Raw genomic sequence first — 16,123 nt, 5'->3', positions numbered from 1 at the left:
AGCTCGCACTTCACCCGGAGGTCTTCCCCATGTCACCTCACCACGCCGTCACCAACGTCCGTGGTCAGTACACCTAGGGCGTGTCTAGGAGCGCAGTTGCCGCGTCACTGGCGTCATCAGCAGCGAGATCGCGGTGATGGCCAGTGCGACCGCCGCCAGCGCGCCGCCCTGGCCCCACGACGTACCGGAGAGCGACAGGTACGCCGTACCGACTGTGGCTGCGCCCAGCGACAGACAGGTCTGCTGGCTCGTCAGCAGGATGCCGCTCCCGAGTCCTGCCTGTGCGGGCGGCACCTGGCCGACCACGACACCCATCAGCGGCACCATGACCAGTCCGCTGCCGAAGCCGGCGATCAGCATCGGTACGGCGAGCGTCCAGGGAGTCACGTCGGGCCAGAGAGCCAGACCGACCACCGCGAGTACGGCGTACCCGACGGCCTGGATCAGCCAGCCGCGGACGATCAGGCCGGCGCCGTACCGGGCTTGCAGACGCGGTCCGTAGACCGAGGTGATCAGGAAGCCGACCGCCATCGGCAGCAAGCTCAGGCCACCCTCCAGCGGTGACATCCCGGCCTCGCCCTGCGTAGCCAGGGCGAACACGAACATGAACCCGCCGAACGTCGTGAAGAACCCCACGGCCAGCAGCAGCCCGATCCGCATCGCCTTGAGCCGCAGCACGCTCGGTGGGATCAGCGGAGCCCGCCCAGCCTTCTCCGAACGGTGCTGGTGCAGTCCGAGCAGCGCAACAGCCGGTACGACGGCCGCCAGCGACAACCAGGTCCACAGCGGCCAGCCGAGCGGGCGGCCCTCGGTCAGCGGCAGCAGCAGGAGCACCAGAGCCAGTGCGAGCAGTCCTGCACCCACCAGGTCGACCCGCTGAGCCCTGTCGGCCCGTGTCTCCGGCAGTAGCTTCAGAGCCGCTCCCAGCGCAACGATGCCGACCGGCACGTTCACCAGGAACACAGCTCGCCAGCCGAGCCCGAACACGTCCGCCTCGACCAGTACGCCGCCCAGGATCTGGCCGAGCGCCGCCGCGGCCCCACCGGCAACACCGAACATGGCCATCGCCCGCGCCCGGTGCTCACCGGTGAGCAGACTGCTGATCGACGCGAGCACCTGCGGAGTCATGGCCGCAGCGGCCGCGCCCTGCACGACCCGAGCGGCCAGCAGGACGCCGATGGTCGGAGCGATCGCGCACAGCAGCGACATCACGGTGAAGCCGACCAGGCCGAGCAGAAACATCCGCTTCCGGCCGAGGCCGTCACCGAGCCGCCCGCCGACGACGAGCAGGGTGGCGTTGGCGATGCCGTAGCTGCCGACGACCAGTTGGAGCTCACCGGCCGAGGCGTGCAGGTCGGTGCCGATGGCCGGCAGCGCGACGTTGATGATGAAGAAGGAGAGCATCGGCAGGAAGGCGCCGAAGAGCAGGGTGGTGAGCGCCACCGGCCCGAGCGGCGACTTGGCCGGTGCGCCGATCGGCGGAGCGGAGGTCTGTGTCATGCGACCAGCCTGCGCCCATTCTGATCCAGGTAGTGAGAGCCCAGTTATCCTAGTACTCACACCACCTGGCACCAGCCTTTCGTGAGCGGGCGTGCTGGACCACCATGGAGAGATGACCGTCATGCCCGTGACTCGTCCCAGTGGCCCGGCCGAGCGCCGCCGTGAGCTGGCCGCGTTCCTGCGCAGCAGGCGGGAGCGGATCCAGCCGGAGGAGGTCGGCTTCGCACCGGGCGGCCGACGCCGGACGCCGGGCCTGCGTCGCGAAGAGGTCGCGCAGCTCGCCGGCGTGGGCATCACCTGGTACACCTGGCTCGAGCAGGGCCGCGACATCAACGTGTCCAGCCAAGTGGTCGAGGCGATCTCCCGGACGCTGCGGCTCGACCGGCTGGAGCGCAATCACCTCTACACGCTCACCGGTCTGCCGACCGGCCCGGTGAGCGGCGAGTGCGTCGGGCTGCCGCCGTCGGTGCAGAAGATGCTCGACCAGGCGTCGCCGTACCCGGGTCTGGTCGTGAACGCCCGGTACGACGTGATGGCCTTCAACGACGCGTACTGCAAGATCATGCTGGACATGGCGCAGATCCCGGTCGAGGAGCGCAACCTGCTCTGGCTGATCTTCGTCTCGAAGCGCTGGCAGTGCACGTTCACCGACGCGGACTCGATCAAGCTGCACATGGTGGCCGGCTTCCGGGCCGCGTCCGCCGACCATCTCGGGGAGCCGAGCTGGCACGACCTGACCCAGCGGCTGCTGGCCGAGTCGCCGGAGTTCACCGACCTGTGGAACCGGTACGACGTCGCCGCGCCGAGCAACAAGATCAAGCTGGTCGACCATCCGCGGGTCGGGCTGCTCCAGGTCGAGCCGGTGAACCTGTGGCTGACCCGGCTCGGTCAGACCCGCGCGACCGTCTACACACCGGTGGACGACGAGACCGAGGCCAAGTTCCACCAGCTCGTCGGGGAGTGACGGGGGCGGCCACCGGCCACCCCCGCCCCCGTGCCTCAGCTGATCGGGATCCCCGGGTTGGCCAGGCCGTTCCCGCCGGTGACGGTGTTGCTGCGGTCGATCGTGACCTTGCAGCTGGACGCGTTGTAGTTGGTCACGTTGAACGCGTACCGCCCGCTGCCGGTGGCGCCGGTCAGGTCTGACCGGTTGTTGCGGAAGACGGTCCCGCACCCCCACCCGGACTGCTGGGTGTGGGTCTCGAAACCGTTGTTGGTGGTGTTCTTGCCGGTGTTGTCCTCGATCACGTAGTTGTTGCCCTTGACATCGATCCAGCTGTCGTCGAAGTTCGCGCCGGTCAGGCCGCGGCCGTCGAAGGAGTTGCCCGCGACGCGCCCGCCGGTGGTGCCCTCCTTCAGGTCGATCGCCTCACCGCCGACGTCCGGCCCGATCGTGTTGCCGAGGATCTGCACGTTGTCGGACTTGTCCGACGTACCGCCGGCACTGCCGACGTACACGCCCTCGCCCATCCCGTGACCGTCGTTGCCGGTGTCGTAGATCGTCGAGTTCCGGATCGTGCCGTAGGTGCTGGAGTTGCGGAAGTGCACGCCTTCCATGTCCAGGCCGTGCACGGTGACACCGTCGATCACCACCCGGGTGGCGGAGTCGACCATGATGCCCTTCTGGCCACCGGTCACGGTGATGCCCTTGACCTGCCAGTACGACGCGCCGTTCAGGTGCAGGCCGTAGCCGCCACCAGCAGTCAGTACGGCGTTGGCGCCGCCGGTCAGCGTGATCGGCGCCGACGAGCTGCCGGAGACCGTGGTCTTGAAGTTGCCCGTGTAGGTGCCGTCGGCAAGCTTGATCGTGTCGCCCGCCTTCGCGCTCGTGAGCGCCGTCTTCAGCTGGGCCGCGGTGCTGACGTTGATGGTCGCGGCCTGCGCCGGACCGGCGACCAGACCGGCGGCGACGACGCCGAGGGACAGGAGCAGCGCGGCTCTCACTGGATCACCGACTTGAGCAGCTTGTCGCCGTTCGTGTTGGAGGTGCTGATCCAGATCGCGTTCGCGCCCGGGATCTGCACGATCGACCGCAGCCGGCCGAAGGTGTTGGTGAAGTACGCCTGGGTCGCGCCGGCGTTCTCACCGTTCAGCTCAACCCGCCACAGGCGCTGGCCGCGCAGCGCGGCGACGTACGCGGCGCCGTCGACGATCGCCAGGCTGCTCGGTGACGCCTCGGCCGTCGTCCAGGTGCGCTTGGGGTTGTCCATGCCCGGGGTGTTGCAGGTCCCCTGGCAGGTGGGCCAGCCGTAGTTGTGGCCGCTGACGATCAGGTTCAGCTCGTCGTACTGGGTGTCGCCGAGCTCGGCCGACCACATCCGGCCGTCGGCGTCCCAGGCCAGGCCCTGCGGGTTGCGGTGGCCCAAGCTGTAGACGAGCGTGCCGAACGGGTTGCCCGGCGCGGGGTCGCCGCTGGTGGTGAAGCGCAGGATCTTGCCGTTGACCGAGTCCTTGTTCTGCGCGGTCGAGGTGTCCTGGGCGTCGCCGGTCCCGGCGTACAGGAAGCCGTCGGGGCCGAACTTGAGCTGGCCGCCGTTGTGGAAAGTGTTGCTGCGGATGCCCGCCACGATCACCGTCCGGTTGGACAAGGTGGTGCCGTCGAAGTCCATCCGGACGATCCGGTTCTCGGTCCGGCCGTCGTCGTTGGAGGTGTGGAAGAGGTAGACCGCCTGGTCGCTGGTCCCGTTCCAGGTCGGCGAGACCGCGACCCCCATCAGTCCGCCCTCACCGTTGGTGGTGACGGAGTTGGGGACGGTGCCGACCGTCGTACGGGTGCCGTCGAGGGAGACCCGGGACACCCGGAAACTGTTCCGCTCGGTCAACAGGGCGGATTGACCGTCGGGCAGGAACGAGGTGGCCCAGGGCAACGACAGGCCGGTGACCAGGTCGGTCGGCTGCTGGGGTACGCCGGCTTGCGGCGCGGCGGCTGCCTGGGTCGCCGGCACCAGGGCCGCGACCAGGACGAGCGAGGCTGCTGTTCGGAGTATTCGTCCCATGATGGGGTCCTTTCAGCTGGTCGGGAAGTCGTCGGCGGTGCGGATCCGGTCGCGGATCCAGACCCCGGCGGGCTTCAGGACCGACGTGCCGGAGAAGGTATTGCCTGAGCAGGTGCCTTCCTTGAAGACCGCGCCGGAGCGGAAGTCGTCGGAGAAGTTCCAGTTGGTCCAGCCGATCTTCTTGGCTGCCAGGAAGTCCAGGTACTTCTGCGCGTTGGTGAAGTCGTTGCCGCCGTCACCGCTGGAGGTCTGGGTGCCGAACTCGGTGACGAACAGCGGGATCTTGTCGGCGGCCCGGGACAGCGCGTTGAAGTACTCGTTCGTGTGGGACGCGGCGTAGAAGTGGAACGTGTACATGAAGTTCGTCGCGTTGATCGGGTTGTTCACGATGTCGGCCTCGGTGCGGCCGTCGGAGATGCCGAGCGAGGCCCAGCCGTGGGTGCCGACGAACACGACGCCGTCGGAGTCCTTGGCGCGGATCACCGGGATCATCTGCTCGGCGTACGACTTGATGCCGGCCCAGGAGACGTTGTTCGGCTCGTTGGCGATGTCGTAGATGATGTTGGTCTTGTCCTTATGCCGGTCGGCGATCTCGGTGAAGAACGTCTTCGCCCTGGCCAGGTTGGCGTTCGGGTCGCCCGGCGTCAGCTGGTGCCAGTCGACCAGCGCGTACAAACCACGCTTGGTCGCCTCCTCGATGTAGCCGTGCACGAGGTCGGTGAAGCGGCGCGGGTTGGTCTCGTAGCCACCCTCCTGGATGTACATCGAGATGCGCAGGACGTCGGCGTTCCAGTCATTGGCGAGGGCATCCAACGACGCGGTCTTGACGCACTGGCTGTACCACTGGATGCCGTGCGTGCTCATGCCGCGCAGCTGGATCGGCTTGCCGTACTGGTTGCACAGCTTCACGCCGCAGACGCGGAGCTGGCCGTTGATCGACACGGGGGTCGCGGCCCTGGTCTCGGGCTGGGGAGCCGCCGAGCTCGTGGTCGTGGTCGTGGTGATCAGGGTGGTGGCGGCCAGCAGCACGCTGCCGGCCAGGGCGGTCCATCGGGTACGCGTCATCGCGTCTTGCCTCCTACTTCGCCGGGGGCGGTGGACGGAGTGAGGACTTGCATCGGAACCTAATAGGAAGGTTTCCTTACGGTTCCGGGGAACTTAGCGAGGATGCCGTCCGCTGTCAATCGGTCGCGAAGAGTTACCGGTCAGAGTTCCGCTGGGTGCGATCAGGCGGTGCTGCGGTCCCGCCAGGCGGTCTTCAGGGCGTCGAGAGTGACCGCGACGGCGGGCCTCCGGGCGGTCGCGGTGCGCCATACGGCGTACAAGCGACGGCTCGGCGCGGGCTGCAGCGGGATGGCCGTGACACCCGACGGCAGCGGCCCGCGGCCGAGGCGCGGGATCATGCCGATCCCGAGTCCGCGGTCGAGCATCGCGATCTGGGTCTGGTACTCCGCGACGGAGTAGACGACGTCGGGCTCTACGCCGGCCTTGCGCATCGTCCGGACCAGCCAGTCGTGGCAGATCGTCCCGGGCGGCTGGCAGATCCAGCGCTCGCCGACCAGGTCGGCCGCGCGGACGGACTCCTTGCCGGCCAGGCGGTGCGTCGTCGGGACCAGGACGTCGGCGGGATCCGTGCCGAGCTTGGCGCGGGACAGCTCCTCGGTCAGTGTGAGCGGGGTGTTGTGCCAGTCGTGCACGACGGCGATGTGCACCTCGCCGCGTTGCACGGCCGACACCGCGTCGAACGGATCCATCTCGACCACCCGTACGTCGAGCGCGGGGTTGCTGTCGATCAGACCGGGCAGTGCGATCGGGAGCAGGCCGCGGGCCGCGGTCGGGAACGCGGCGACGACCAGCTCGCCGAGAGCCTGGCCGCGCTGCTCCTCGAGGCGGAGCTCGGCGTCCTCGACCAGCTCGAGGACCTTCGCCGCCGTGGCCGCGAGCTCCTGGGCCGCGTCGGTGAGTGCGATGCCGCGGCCGCGCTTCTCCAGCAGCGTCGTACGGGTCTCGCGCTCGAGCTTGGCGAGCTGCTGGGAGACCGCGGACGGCGTGTACCCGAGCGCGTCGGCCGCGGTGCCGACCGATCCGTACAGGGCGACGGCGTGCAGCGCGCGCAGGCGGCCGAGATCGATCATGTAGCACTCCTAAATCGTGCGTGGTAGCAATCTGTGCTGGTCCTTAACTGTAGCCCGGCGTCATCCTGGCTGGTATGAACCCTCGTCACGTGCTGCTCGCGCTCGCCGTCGTCCTCGTCTGGGGGATCAACTTCGTCGTGATCGAGGTCGGGCTGGAGGAGTTCCCGCCGTTGCTGTTCTCGGCGCTGCGGTTCTTCTTCGCGGCCGTGCCGGCGATCTTCGTCCTGGGCCGGCCGCGGGTCGCGTGGCGGTACGTGATCGCGGTCGGACTGGCGCTGGGGGTGGCGAAGTTCGGACTGCTGTTCGTCGCGATGGACCACGGCGTACCGGCCGGGCTGGCGTCGCTGGTGCTGCAGTCGCAGGTGATCTTCACGGTGCTGTTCGCCGTACTGGTGCTGCGGGAGCGGCCTCGGCGGACGCAGCTCGTCGGGATCGGCGTTGCCTGCTTGGGACTGCTGCTGATCGTCCTGGACAGTGGGCTCGCGACGCCGCTGGGTGCGCTGCTGCTGGTGATCGCGGCCGGGGCCTGCTGGGGTGTGTCGAACACGGTGACCCGGCACGCCAAGCCGCAGGACACGCTGCGCTTCATGGTGTGGGTCAGTGCGGTCGCCGTACTGCCGCTGACTGGTCTGTCGCTGCTGGTGGAGGGCCCTGCTGCTGATGCTGCCGCGCTGCGCAGCATCGATCTCGGCGGGGCCGCTGCGCTGTTGTACTTGGCGGCTGTGGCCACCCTCTTCGGCTTCGGAGCCTGGGGCTTCCTCCTCGGCCGGTACGACGCCAGCACCGTCGCGCCGTTCTCGCTGCTGGTGCCGGTGGTGGGGGTGGGTGCGGCCTGGGTGCTGCGCGGCGAGGCGGTCGGGTTGCAGCAGGCTGCGGCCGCCGTACTGATCATGGGTGGGATGGCGTGCACGGTGATCCGGCCCCGCGTGAAGGCTGCGGCTCAGCCGGTTGTCACGGGGCGAGCTGTTCGCGGGCGCGCATCAGGGCGAAGCCGAGCAGGTTGAGACCGCGCCACTGGGCCGGGTGCCCGGCGCGGTCGTCGTCGGCGGCCAGGCCGATGCCCCAGATACGGTCGACCGGGCTGGCCTCGACCAGGACGCGGTCGTTGGTGCCGATCAGGTAGGCGCGCAGCGCGTCGTTCTGCGCGAACTTGTGGACGTTGCCCTCGACAACCAGCGCGAGCCGGCGGCGCTGCCAGGTCTCGGTGGCGAACCCGTTCACCGTGCGGCCGATCGCCTTCGCCTGCTGGGGATGGCCCGCGGCGATCACGGCCTGCTCGGCGTCGCGGTCGCCGAAGAGCCTGGCCTTGCCGGCCATCATCCAGTGCTCGGCGGTCGGGTACCGCACGCCGTCCACGGTGAACGGCGCGTGGAACCACTGGCTGAGGCAGCTCGCGTCGACCTGCCCGTCGCGGCGCGGGGTGTCGCCCCAGAAGAAGACGTACTTGTACCGCTTCTTGCGGGACAGGCCGTCGAGCAGGTCAGCGGCCGACAGTGGTGTGGTCATTTCACTCGTACGGGTTGGCCGGTGCGGTCACAGGCTTCACCTCGGAGACGGTCAGCGCCGCGACGTCGCCATCGGACCGCTTGGTCGGCTCGGCCCACTCGCCGGTGACGGTGACCCACTGGTTCTTCGGCGGGGCCGCCAGGCCACGGGCCTCGACCATGAACGCCGTACCGTCGGCAACGCAACAGGTCAGGCCGATCCGGGACACGTACCAGCTGCCGTTCTTGCCGGGCGTGACGAAGCCCGTGAGCTGGAAGTCGCGACCCTTCATGCTCTCCCTCTCCCACACGGCCCAGACGGCGTAGTCCCTGACCGCCAACGGTACCGGCCCGACGTCCTGCGCGCTGTCGGCCAGCCAGGAGTTTCCCTTGGGAGCGACGGGCTTGGCCGCGACCGGTGACTGGCGCTGGGCGGCGTCGGCGCCGAGCGCGGGCGGGTCGACGACCAGCAGCGCGAAGACCGGGACGAGCAGCAGCCAGGCAGCGCGGGGGAGGCCGTGGTGGTTGTGGCCGTCGTCTTGTGGTTTGTTGGTGCGAGTGTCGGCCAGGACGTCGGCGACGGCGAGCAGGATCAGGATGACGCCGGCGGCGAGCAGCATCCAGCGCATGCCGGGTTTCACGTACCGCAGATAGGTGTTGGAGATCGCGAGCTGCACGATCGCCGCTCCGACGAAGACGACGACGAGCCCTGCGACGTTGCGCTTCACAGCAACCACCATCCGACCAGGAGACTGGCCACGATCGCCACGACGAAAGTGGCCGGCGCGAACCGTACGGCGAACTTCGGGCCGAACGTGCCGGCCTGCAACGCGATCAGCTTCACGTCCACGATCGGCCCGACGACCATGAACGCGAGCCGCGCGGTCAGTGAGAACTGCGTCAGGCTGGCCGCGACGAACGCGTCCGCCTCCGAACAGATCGCCAGCAGCACCGCCAGCAGACCCAGTACGACGACCGAGAGCAGCAGGTTGCTCGCGACGTGATCGAGCCACTCGCGCGGGACCACGACGTTGAGCGTTGCCGCGGCGGCCGCTCCGATCACCAGGAACCCGCCGGCGTGCAGGAAGTCGTGCAGCATCGACGAGCGGAAGACCTCCAGCTTGCCGGTGCCCTCGGCATGGCGGTTCTTGGGCATCCTGAGCCAGGAGCTGCCCTTGCCGGTCAGCAGCCAGAGCCAGCCGAGCGCCATGGAGACCGCTAATGAGGTGACCGCGCGGGCGATGACGACCTTGGGCTGTCCAGGGAACGCCACCGCGGTGGACGCCAGTACGACGGGGTTGATGGCGGGCGCCGAGAGCAGGAAAGCGATCGCCGCCGCGGGGGTGACCCCGCGGCTCATCAGCGCGGCCGAGACCGGGACCGAGGCGCACTCGCAGCCGGGCAGGATCACGCCCGACGCGCTCGCGACGGGGACCGCGAGGGCGGGGTGCTTCGGGAGTGCCCTGGCGAAGAACGAGGCGGGAACGAAGGCGGTCAGGGCCGCCGAGAGGAGTACGCCGAGGACGAGGAACGGCAGGGCCTGGACGGTCACGCCGACGAACATCGTGGCCCAGGTGCGGACGCCGTCGTCGGTGAACAGGCCGGCGAAGAGCTTGCGGCCGAACAGGGCGAGGCCGACCAGAACGACGAGCGTGATCGTGAAGACGATCGAGGAGCCGGCGGGCTCCTTGGGCGGCTCGTCCGGGGGCGTCAGAACGGGGTTTTCCGTCACTTCCGGCGTACTCATGGGCGGCATCTAAACACAGCGGCGTGCGGTGGATCGACTACGGTCCGTGCTCGCAAATGAAAATCAGCGTCATTCCGCTGAATACTGGCCAGGTCCTGAAGAATGCCGATGGAGTGCCTGCTGAGTTCCTGTTCGGCCCTCTGGCCGCATGGCAGGGTGGAACGCATGGATGCCAACGTCGTGACCGCGGTCAACAACCTCACCTCACGCTGGGCGAGGACTCTCGCCCCAGGGAACACCGTGATCTCCGGCCTGGGGCTGTGGCCGTTGCTCGCCCTGCTGGCGACGGCTGCCGACGAGCCAGGCCGCGGCGAGCTGGCCGAGGCGGTCGGCGTCGATCCATCGACCGCTGCCGCGCAAGCGGTTGAGCTCGTAGGTGCCCTCGACGAGGCGGCGGACCTGCACGCCGCCCTCGGTCTGTGGGTCCATCAGCAGCTCAAGCTCAGCGAGTCCTTCGGCGCTGTGCTGCCGACCGAGCTGACCGGTGTCTTGACCGGCGACCCGTCCGTGGACAAGGCCAACCTCGACGCCTGGGCCGCCGAACACACCGATGGCCTGATCCGCGAGATGCCGCTGGAGTTCACCCCGGACCTGGCGCTCGTGCTGGCCTCGGCCCTTTCCCTGCACACGACGTGGGCCCGCCCGTTCCGCGAGCAGATCAAGCGCATTGGCGACGGTGACTGGGCGGGCTCCTGGCACTGGCTGGATCGCACCGACAACGACCTGGACGCTGTTCGGGTCCATGACGGCCGGTTGACCGTGATCACGGTTGCGGGGGACGCCGATGTCGACGTTCTCCTGGGCGTCGCTTCGCCCGAGACGCCTCAGCCCGACGTACTGGCTGGTCTCCTGGCCGCCGTGGCCGATCCCGCCGGCGGTCGTCCGGGCAGCACGCTCATCGCTGAAGGCGAGCACGGGCAGGAGCTGGCTCCGGCTGTCACGCTCTCCCGGACCACGTCCGCCACTCCCGACGTAACTCTCGCTCTCCCGTCGTTCTCCGTCTCGGCCGACCACGATCTCCTGGCCCTGCGGTCCCTCTTCGGCCTGGACACCGTGGGGTCCACCCCCGAGGCGCAGGGGCACTTCTCCGCCATCAGCCCCGATCAACTCGCCGTCGGCCAGGCCAACCAGTCAGTCCTGGCTCGCTTCCACGCCACCGGCTTCGAGGCCGCCGCGATCACCGCGATCGGCATGACCCGAACAGCGGCGCTGAGGCCCGCGTCCCCGCGCCTGGCCGTCGCGCTGACCCATCCCTTCGCGTTCGCCGCGGTCCACCGGCCGACCGGTCTTCCTGTGGTCACCGGCTGGATCCAGACCCCCACCGAACCGGAGTAAGCGGCTTACTGATCAGCGTCCGAACGCCCAGGCCACCATCAGCGGGAACTCCTCTGCCCAGAAAGGATCGCCATGATCGCCGACCCGTTCTTCGATCACCACCTCCGCGCCCGCTTCGCGCAGCGCGTCCGCCCAGCGGGTCGCGTTCTCCTGGAACCACGGCTCCAACGTGCCGGCGACCAGGTAGGTGCGGGGTAGTGGGCTCAGCAGCTCCGCCGGCGGTTGGTAGCCGCCGCCCGGTGAGGCACAGAAGACGACACCGTAGATATCCGGATGTCGCAGCCCCATCGCCAAGGAGAGCTCTCCGCTCGCCGACACCCCGCAGACCGCGGTGCGTTCAGCCGGGAGGTCAAGGCCGAAGCGCGACTGGGCCCAGCCGCGGACGTCCTCGACGAAGAACTTCTCGTGCGCCGCGAACCGTTGCTCGTCGAACGACGGTGAGTACTCCTTGATCCGCTCCATCTCGTCCGCGGCGTCCACTCGATGGGCACCGACGATCATCGTGGGCGGACCACCGGCGGCCTCGAGATGTCCACCCCAGTTGGCGATCAGCTGACCGTCACCGGCGTACACCACGGCCTCGGGCGGATCCGGCGGTACGTACACCGTCACCTTCCGGCCGCCGTCGTACTCGAAGGTCTCGGTGATGAGTTCGCCTGCCAGATCAGCCATCAGTCGCACCTCGGTCTTCGGTCGCGGCCGCCAGAGCGGCGTCGAGTGGGTCGGTGAGTGCAGCAATCGTCGCAGGGGAGGGAGGAAGACGCTGGGTCATGAGGACGGCAGCGATGCCGTGGTCGGGGTAGGAGTACCAGAGCGTGCCGAGGCCGCCACCCCAGCCGTACCGGGCGGGAGCGCTCGGTCCTTTGGAGCGGACCTGTACGCCGTAGCCCCAGCCTTCACCATTGAGGAAGATCTGCGCGGACGGCCCGGACCGTTGCTCGGCGGTCAGACGGTCGATCGTCATCAGATCCGCAATCGGCTTGCCGTGGTTGGGCAGGAGGGTGGCAGCAAAGGTGAGGTAGTCGGCAGCCGTCGAGACCAGACCGCCACCGGCGTGCGGGAAAGCAGGGGGCGTGAGCCAATCGCTGTCGGCAGCGTCGTCGAAGAGCGCCGTTCCATCGGTGAAGCACGGAATCAGCCGCGCCCGGGCATGCTCTGGGACGGAGAACCCGGTGTCGCTCATCCCGAGCGGACTGAGGATGCGTTCGTTCAGCAACGTCGGCAGATCGATGCCGGCCGCCCGAGCGAGCAGCACACCGAGCACGCCGTACGAAAACTCGTACCGCCACTGCCGACCCGGCTGCTCCATCAACGGCAGCTCGGCAAACCGACGGATCCACTCGTCCGGTCCGTGCGGAATCGCGGACGGCATCGGCGGCCCCATCCCAAGCCCAGCCGCAACCGCCGCGTCCGCAACAGGACAACTGTCCACCTCAAACGCGAACCCGAACCCAAGCTGCATCAGCAAAAGGTCCTCGACGGTCGGCACCTTCTCAGCCACAACGGTGTCATTCAGCGGGCCGTCGACGTGCCTGAGAACCCGCTGCCCAGCCAGCTCAGGAAGCCAACGATGGATGGGCTCATCGAGCGCGAGCACACCGTCGCCCGCCAGCTCGAGCGTGAGAGCCGCCGTGACCGGTTTCGTCATCGAGCTGATCCGAAACACAGCATCCGCCCGCAACGCGTCACCACCCGGACGATCCACCCCGGCAGCATGAACCCACTGCCGCTCGCCGTCGGTCAGCCCGACGACCGCCCCAGGAACCTCCCCACCCCGAACGAGCTCCTCAACCGACTCCACCACCGCCGTGAACAGCGCCATCCCAGCACAGTAGCGCCACCTGTCGATGTCCGAAGTCGTCTGCGCAGTTCCGCCGTACCCACCCGGTCGTGTCTCACGCCGGCCGTGAGGAGATCCCGGTGCTGGTGGTCCAGGTGCCGTCGGAGCCATCGATCGGCCGCTTCTACGCCGCGGTGCTGGCTGCGCTTGGCGCACCAAGGCGCAACTGCCGGGTGGTTCGCCTCCGGGACAGCGGTCGACGAGCTGGTCGCGCGGTACGGCGTCTCGCGCGCGACGGCGTACCGGGTCGCCCGCCAGCACCAGGTCAAGAACAACGCACGCCGCACGACCACCTCGGCCGGTCCCTCACCGACGCTCAGATCGGAACCGCCCACAGGCTCAAGGCCGGCGGGTTGTCGATCGGGCGATCGCCGAAGCGGTGGGATCCAGTCGGGCGGGCCTGGTCCGGATCGAGGTGACCAGGCACTGCGGCCGATGCCAGCCCCACACCGTCCACGCGATCGCCTGCCTGGCCTGCGGCGATGGCCCACTCCTGACTGGCCGGCTTGCCGAACTCACCCGCGGTGCCGACCCCGATGCCACCGGAGTGCCGGTGCCGCTGGTGCGACGAGTTCAGCCCACGGATCCAAGGCGACGAGATCGACTTGAACGACCCGGCCATCGACGTCGTCGACATGATCTGTCGGAACCCGAAACGGTGACCGGTGATCGGCCAGTTCTTCAGCTGCAACACCATCTACCCGGCCCAGGCCGCCGGGAAGAGTGGCGCCACCTACTTGTCACTTCGGGCCAGCTTCGGAAGTTCCAGGCCGAGCTGTCTGCACTAGCGTCGCGAGCTCGGCGGTTCGCGATCCGGGAGACGCGATTGCCCGGCCGCCTCAAGATGGCTCGATTGAGGGTTTCAGACCTTCGAGCCGGACAGGATCGACGACAAAGTCTTCATCGGTTGGTTCAAAGATATGATTCAAAGACATGGCCCTGAGCACAGACACGGTGTCCGGTGACTTCGAGCTGACGATGGACGAGCTGCGCGTCGTCGCCTTGTACGTGGTCCACCATGCTGAGGACGTCCTGCCGATTTTCGAGCAGGCCGTTTCCGAAGATCCACGTCCCCGGGCGGCGGTCGACGCGGCCCGAGAGTTCATCAACGGCGCCAACCGGACAAAACTACAGCGGATCACGTCTCTCGACGCTCACCGAGCCGCCCGGTCCGCACCCTCCGAAGTCGCCCGGCTGGCCGCACGATCGGCCGGAGACGCCGCATCGGCCGCCTACCTGCATCCCATCGCCAAGGCCAGCCAGGTTGGCCACATCCTGCGCGCCTCCGCGAGCGTCGCGCGGATCGAGGAACTGCTGGCAGGCGGTGACCCTGCGATCGGGGATGCCTCCCTGGAACGGTCCCGGCAGCGGGCGCCATCGGCGCTCATCGACGTACTCCGCCGCTACCCGTCCGCGCCGAGTGCCCGCAATCGAGTTGCCCGATTGATGAGCAAGTTGGACCACATCCTGCGCGAGACGGCCGAGCGGTAGCCAGGGAAGAAGATGAGTTGTGTCGTCGTCTCGACGCTAATGCAGACGAGTACGAACATCTGTGCAGGCGACTTCGAACATCGACACCACCAGCCCCCAACTGGAACATGCACCCCGGCCACCCATCAAGGCGACCGACACTGACGGCACCGTTCCCTGAACCTCATAAGCACCGCCGCCCACCGGATATCGCTCACCCCTGTGCAGCACCCTGCATCGTCTGGGTCTCGCCACCCACCCACACGCTGCCGCTCGTTCCAGCACACCTCCTCGGCCATCCAGTCGCCCTCGGCCAACCCGCCCTCGGCCAACCAGCCGGCTCTCCCGACGCCGCGCTCACTCGACGGCGAGGGTGAGGGTGCTCCTAGCGCCTTGTCAGTTGCCTAGGGCAACGTGAAGAGCCGGTTGAGCAGGTCGGACGCCTCGTCGACGCCCGCGCGGTCGCCGGTGAGCAGCAGGTCGAACAGCAGCCCCCGGGAAGCGGCGAGGCCGAGACGCGCGTACGCCGGCGCCTGGTCCTCGGGGATCCCTGCTTTCGCGCAGAGCCTCACCAGGGGCGGGAGCCAGACGTTGATCAGGTCAGCCTTCAGGGCTTCCGTGTGGGGCAGATCCTGCATCGCGTGCGCGGACAGTTCGAAGAACAGCGGCCCGTAGACCAGTGCCGCCTCGGTCACGCGCCGCCAGAACTGCTCCGCCTGCTGCTCCAACGGAAGATCCTCGAGCTCCGCCAGCAGATCACGTTGCTGCTGCTCAATCGTCCGAACGACCTCAGCCAGCAACCCCTCGCGCGAACCGAAGTGGTAGATCAGCATCCGATGACTGGTATTGATCGACGACGCAATACTCCGCAGACTCGCGTCCCCGATCCCACTCTTCGCAAAATGCTCAACAGCATCAGACAGCAACGACTCCCGACTCACCGCAGCCGAACCCCACGCCGGCCCCCGGTCCGCACAGCACCAGGACCTCCACCCCACGCCGCACCCAGCCCTCCGGGCCGCGTCGTGCTCGCGGGGACGGTGGGTGGGGCGGGCCGGGGGTGGTTGGTCACGCTTCGCTGACTCGCTTCAGGTTTTCGGTTTCGAGTTGGATGTAGCTCTTGGTCAGCTTTGCGTAGAGGCGGCCGAACAGCCAGCCGAGGGGGCCTTCCTGGATGATCGTCGCGGTCGCGACTGTGCCTTCCGGTGTGCTGATGACGCGGTGGCCGCCGGTGGTTCTGATGCCGGGGGCGCGGGAGACCCACTCGAAGTACTCGCCGTCCTTCAGTTCGGTCACCTCCCAGACGGCGACCGGGAGCTTCGGCTGGCGGATGCGGGTTCGGGCGCCGACGCGCAGGGCGCCCTCGTCGAGGCGCTCGACCGACTCGACGGTCGGAGTCCAGTCGGGCCAGTGGGTGACGTCGCTGAAGACCGCCCAGACGCGTTCGGCGGGGGCGTTGACGGTGGTGGAGTGATCGAAGCGCATGTACCAAATGGTACATGCGCGGTCCGTGGTGGACGATCAGCCGAGCGTCGACGCTGCGTGCACGGACGGTAAGAGTCGGGTCAGATCGGCGATTGCGGTGTGCTGACGGTCCGGTGCCGCCGGTAGGGTCT

The 16,123-nt window shown here is 68.4% G+C and carries 17 protein-coding genes and 1 pseudogene; 5 read left to right on the top strand and 13 right to left on the bottom strand.

Translation table 11 applies throughout. The features are described 5' to 3' along the window. Window positions 1-84: 84 nt before the first annotated feature. The gene (locus ACLQ2O_RS41420) at window positions 85-1,500 is read right to left on the bottom strand and encodes an MFS transporter (RefSeq protein WP_425843292.1); all 1,416 of its coding nucleotides are present in this window, start codon (window positions 1,498-1,500) and stop codon (window positions 85-87) included. Window positions 1,501-1,612: 112 nt separating this feature from the next. Here ACLQ2O_RS41420 and ACLQ2O_RS41415 point away from each other — a divergent pair, with 112 nt between their 5' ends. After that, complete coding sequence (locus ACLQ2O_RS41415; RefSeq protein WP_425843290.1) at window positions 1,613-2,464, top strand: helix-turn-helix transcriptional regulator; 852 nt, start codon at window positions 1,613-1,615, stop codon at window positions 2,462-2,464. Window positions 2,465-2,499: 35 nt separating this feature from the next. Here the strand turns inward: ACLQ2O_RS41415 and ACLQ2O_RS41410 are convergent, their stop codons facing one another. The 4 genes from ACLQ2O_RS41410 to ACLQ2O_RS41395 form a co-directional block, all read right to left on the bottom strand. After that, entirely contained in the window at window positions 2,500-3,444 is a 945-nt protein-coding gene (locus ACLQ2O_RS41410) for a right-handed parallel beta-helix repeat-containing protein (RefSeq protein ID WP_425843288.1), read from the bottom strand. Further along, complete coding sequence (locus ACLQ2O_RS41405; protein WP_425843286.1) at window positions 3,441-4,496, bottom strand: PQQ-dependent sugar dehydrogenase; 1,056 nt, start codon at window positions 4,494-4,496, stop codon at window positions 3,441-3,443. Before ACLQ2O_RS41405 ends, ACLQ2O_RS41410 begins: the two co-directional genes overlap by 4 nt. 12 nt (window positions 4,497-4,508) lie before the next feature. Continuing rightward, window positions 4,509-5,561 carry a glycoside hydrolase family 5 protein gene (locus tag ACLQ2O_RS41400; protein ID WP_425843284.1) on the bottom strand — a complete coding sequence of 351 codons (1,053 nt, stop codon included), beginning with the start codon at window positions 5,559-5,561 and terminating at the stop codon, window positions 4,509-4,511. Between the two features lie 161 nt (window positions 5,562-5,722). After that, the gene (locus tag ACLQ2O_RS41395) at window positions 5,723-6,631 is read right to left on the bottom strand and encodes a LysR family transcriptional regulator (protein ID WP_425843282.1); all 909 of its coding nucleotides are present in this window, start codon (window positions 6,629-6,631) and stop codon (window positions 5,723-5,725) included. A 74-nt stretch (window positions 6,632-6,705) separates the two neighbouring features. Here ACLQ2O_RS41395 and ACLQ2O_RS41390 point away from each other — a divergent pair, with 74 nt between their 5' ends. Continuing rightward, window positions 6,706-7,635: an EamA family transporter gene (locus tag ACLQ2O_RS41390; RefSeq protein WP_425843280.1), complete on the top strand. Its 930-nt coding sequence runs from the start codon at window positions 6,706-6,708 to the stop codon at window positions 7,633-7,635. On the opposite strand, the gene ACLQ2O_RS41385 is transcribed toward ACLQ2O_RS41390, so the two are convergent. Genes ACLQ2O_RS41385 through ACLQ2O_RS41375 form a run of 3 tightly spaced genes read right to left on the bottom strand, consistent with a single transcriptional unit; the run spans window position 7,583 to window position 9,862 of the window. After that, entirely contained in the window at window positions 7,583-8,137 is a 555-nt protein-coding gene (locus tag ACLQ2O_RS41385) for an NADAR family protein (RefSeq protein ID WP_425843278.1), read from the bottom strand. The genes ACLQ2O_RS41390 and ACLQ2O_RS41385 overlap by 53 nt on opposite strands. Window position 8,138: 1 nt before the next feature. After that, window positions 8,139-8,855 (bottom strand): TIGR03943 family putative permease subunit, encoded by a 717-nt coding sequence (locus ACLQ2O_RS41380; RefSeq protein ID WP_425843276.1) that lies wholly within the window; start codon window positions 8,853-8,855, stop codon window positions 8,139-8,141. Continuing rightward, window positions 8,840-9,862 carry a permease gene (locus ACLQ2O_RS41375; RefSeq protein WP_425843274.1) on the bottom strand — a complete coding sequence of 341 codons (1,023 nt, stop codon included), beginning with the start codon at window positions 9,860-9,862 and terminating at the stop codon, window positions 8,840-8,842. Before ACLQ2O_RS41375 ends, ACLQ2O_RS41380 begins: the two co-directional genes overlap by 16 nt. 165 nt (window positions 9,863-10,027) lie before the next feature. On the opposite strand from ACLQ2O_RS41375, the gene ACLQ2O_RS41370 reads away from it, so the two are divergent. Next, on the top strand, window positions 10,028-11,197 hold the full coding sequence (locus ACLQ2O_RS41370; RefSeq protein ID WP_425843272.1) for a serpin family protein: 1,170 nt from the start codon (window positions 10,028-10,030) through the stop codon (window positions 11,195-11,197). 12 nt (window positions 11,198-11,209) lie between these two features. Here the strand turns inward: ACLQ2O_RS41370 and ACLQ2O_RS41365 are convergent, their stop codons facing one another. Beyond that, entirely contained in the window at window positions 11,210-11,869 is a 660-nt protein-coding gene (locus tag ACLQ2O_RS41365) for an alpha/beta hydrolase (protein WP_425843270.1), read from the bottom strand. Further along, window positions 11,862-13,019: a serine hydrolase domain-containing protein gene (locus ACLQ2O_RS41360; RefSeq protein WP_425843268.1), complete on the bottom strand. Its 1,158-nt coding sequence runs from the start codon at window positions 13,017-13,019 to the stop codon at window positions 11,862-11,864. The genes ACLQ2O_RS41365 and ACLQ2O_RS41360 overlap by 8 nt, the downstream gene beginning before the upstream one ends. A gap of 53 nt (window positions 13,020-13,072) precedes the next feature. On the opposite strand from ACLQ2O_RS41360, the pseudogene ACLQ2O_RS41355 reads away from it, so the two are divergent. After that, a pseudogene (locus ACLQ2O_RS41355) lies at window positions 13,073-13,456 on the top strand (TniB family NTP-binding protein); the annotation flags it as partial. On the opposite strand, the gene ACLQ2O_RS41350 reads toward ACLQ2O_RS41355, so the two are convergent. Then, window positions 13,354-13,734, bottom strand: a complete 381-nt coding sequence (locus ACLQ2O_RS41350; RefSeq protein ID WP_425843266.1) for a hypothetical protein — start codon at window positions 13,732-13,734, stop codon at window positions 13,354-13,356. The pseudogene ACLQ2O_RS41355 and the gene ACLQ2O_RS41350 sit on opposite strands and share 103 nt — an antisense overlap. Before the next feature lie 257 nt (window positions 13,735-13,991). Between ACLQ2O_RS41350 and ACLQ2O_RS41345 the strand changes: the two genes are divergently transcribed. After that, the gene (locus ACLQ2O_RS41345) at window positions 13,992-14,528 is read left to right on the top strand and encodes a putative immunity protein (RefSeq protein ID WP_425843264.1); all 537 of its coding nucleotides are present in this window, start codon (window positions 13,992-13,994) and stop codon (window positions 14,526-14,528) included. Window positions 14,529-14,911: 383 nt separating this feature from the next. Here ACLQ2O_RS41345 and ACLQ2O_RS41340 read toward each other — a convergent pair whose 3' ends face one another. Together ACLQ2O_RS41340 and ACLQ2O_RS41335 are read right to left on the bottom strand one after the other, a co-directional pair. Further along, on the bottom strand, window positions 14,912-15,448 hold the full coding sequence (locus ACLQ2O_RS41340; protein ID WP_425843262.1) for a TetR/AcrR family transcriptional regulator: 537 nt from the start codon (window positions 15,446-15,448) through the stop codon (window positions 14,912-14,914). A 127-nt stretch (window positions 15,449-15,575) separates the two neighbouring features. After that, entirely contained in the window at window positions 15,576-15,992 is a 417-nt protein-coding gene (locus ACLQ2O_RS41335) for an SRPBCC family protein (RefSeq protein ID WP_425843261.1), read from the bottom strand. Window positions 15,993-16,123 lie beyond the last annotated feature (131 nt).

The sequence above is a fragment of the Kribbella sp. DT2 genome (genome assembly GCF_049844575.1).
Classification (GTDB): Bacteria; Actinomycetota; Actinomycetes; order Propionibacteriales; family Kribbellaceae; genus Kribbella.
Note: the sequence above shows the minus strand (reverse complement) of the source record. Positions and strands in the feature narration are given on the sequence as shown.

What these genes read in the sequence shown, in the direction of transcription:
- ACLQ2O_RS41420 (WP_425843292.1), bottom strand. Translation starts at nt 1,500, where the DNA reads ATGACACAGACCTCCGCTCCGCCGATCGGCGCACCGGCCAAGTCGCCG.
- ACLQ2O_RS41415 (WP_425843290.1), top strand. Translation starts at nt 1,613, where the DNA reads ATGACCGTCATGCCCGTGACTCGTCCCAGTGGCCCGGCCGAGCGCCGC.
- ACLQ2O_RS41405 (WP_425843286.1), bottom strand. Translation starts at nt 4,496, where the DNA reads ATGGGACGAATACTCCGAACAGCAGCCTCGCTCGTCCTGGTCGCGGCC.
- ACLQ2O_RS41400 (WP_425843284.1), bottom strand. Translation starts at nt 5,561, where the DNA reads ATGACGCGTACCCGATGGACCGCCCTGGCCGGCAGCGTGCTGCTGGCC.
- ACLQ2O_RS41395 (WP_425843282.1), bottom strand. Translation starts at nt 6,631, where the DNA reads ATGATCGATCTCGGCCGCCTGCGCGCGCTGCACGCCGTCGCCCTGTAC.
- ACLQ2O_RS41390 (WP_425843280.1), top strand. Translation starts at nt 6,706, where the DNA reads ATGAACCCTCGTCACGTGCTGCTCGCGCTCGCCGTCGTCCTCGTCTGG.
- ACLQ2O_RS41385 (WP_425843278.1), bottom strand. Translation starts at nt 8,137, where the DNA reads ATGACCACACCACTGTCGGCCGCTGACCTGCTCGACGGCCTGTCCCGC.
- ACLQ2O_RS41380 (WP_425843276.1), bottom strand. Translation starts at nt 8,855, where the DNA reads ATGGTGGTTGCTGTGAAGCGCAACGTCGCAGGGCTCGTCGTCGTCTTC.
- ACLQ2O_RS41375 (WP_425843274.1), bottom strand. Translation starts at nt 9,862, where the DNA reads ATGAGTACGCCGGAAGTGACGGAAAACCCCGTTCTGACGCCCCCGGAC.
- ACLQ2O_RS41370 (WP_425843272.1), top strand. Translation starts at nt 10,028, where the DNA reads ATGGATGCCAACGTCGTGACCGCGGTCAACAACCTCACCTCACGCTGG.
- ACLQ2O_RS41365 (WP_425843270.1), bottom strand. Translation starts at nt 11,869, where the DNA reads ATGGCTGATCTGGCAGGCGAACTCATCACCGAGACCTTCGAGTACGAC.
- ACLQ2O_RS41360 (WP_425843268.1), bottom strand. Translation starts at nt 13,019, where the DNA reads ATGGCGCTGTTCACGGCGGTGGTGGAGTCGGTTGAGGAGCTCGTTCGG.
- ACLQ2O_RS41350 (WP_425843266.1), bottom strand. Translation starts at nt 13,734, where the DNA reads ATGGTGTTGCAGCTGAAGAACTGGCCGATCACCGGTCACCGTTTCGGG.
- ACLQ2O_RS41335 (WP_425843261.1), bottom strand. Translation starts at nt 15,992, where the DNA reads ATGCGCTTCGATCACTCCACCACCGTCAACGCCCCCGCCGAACGCGTC.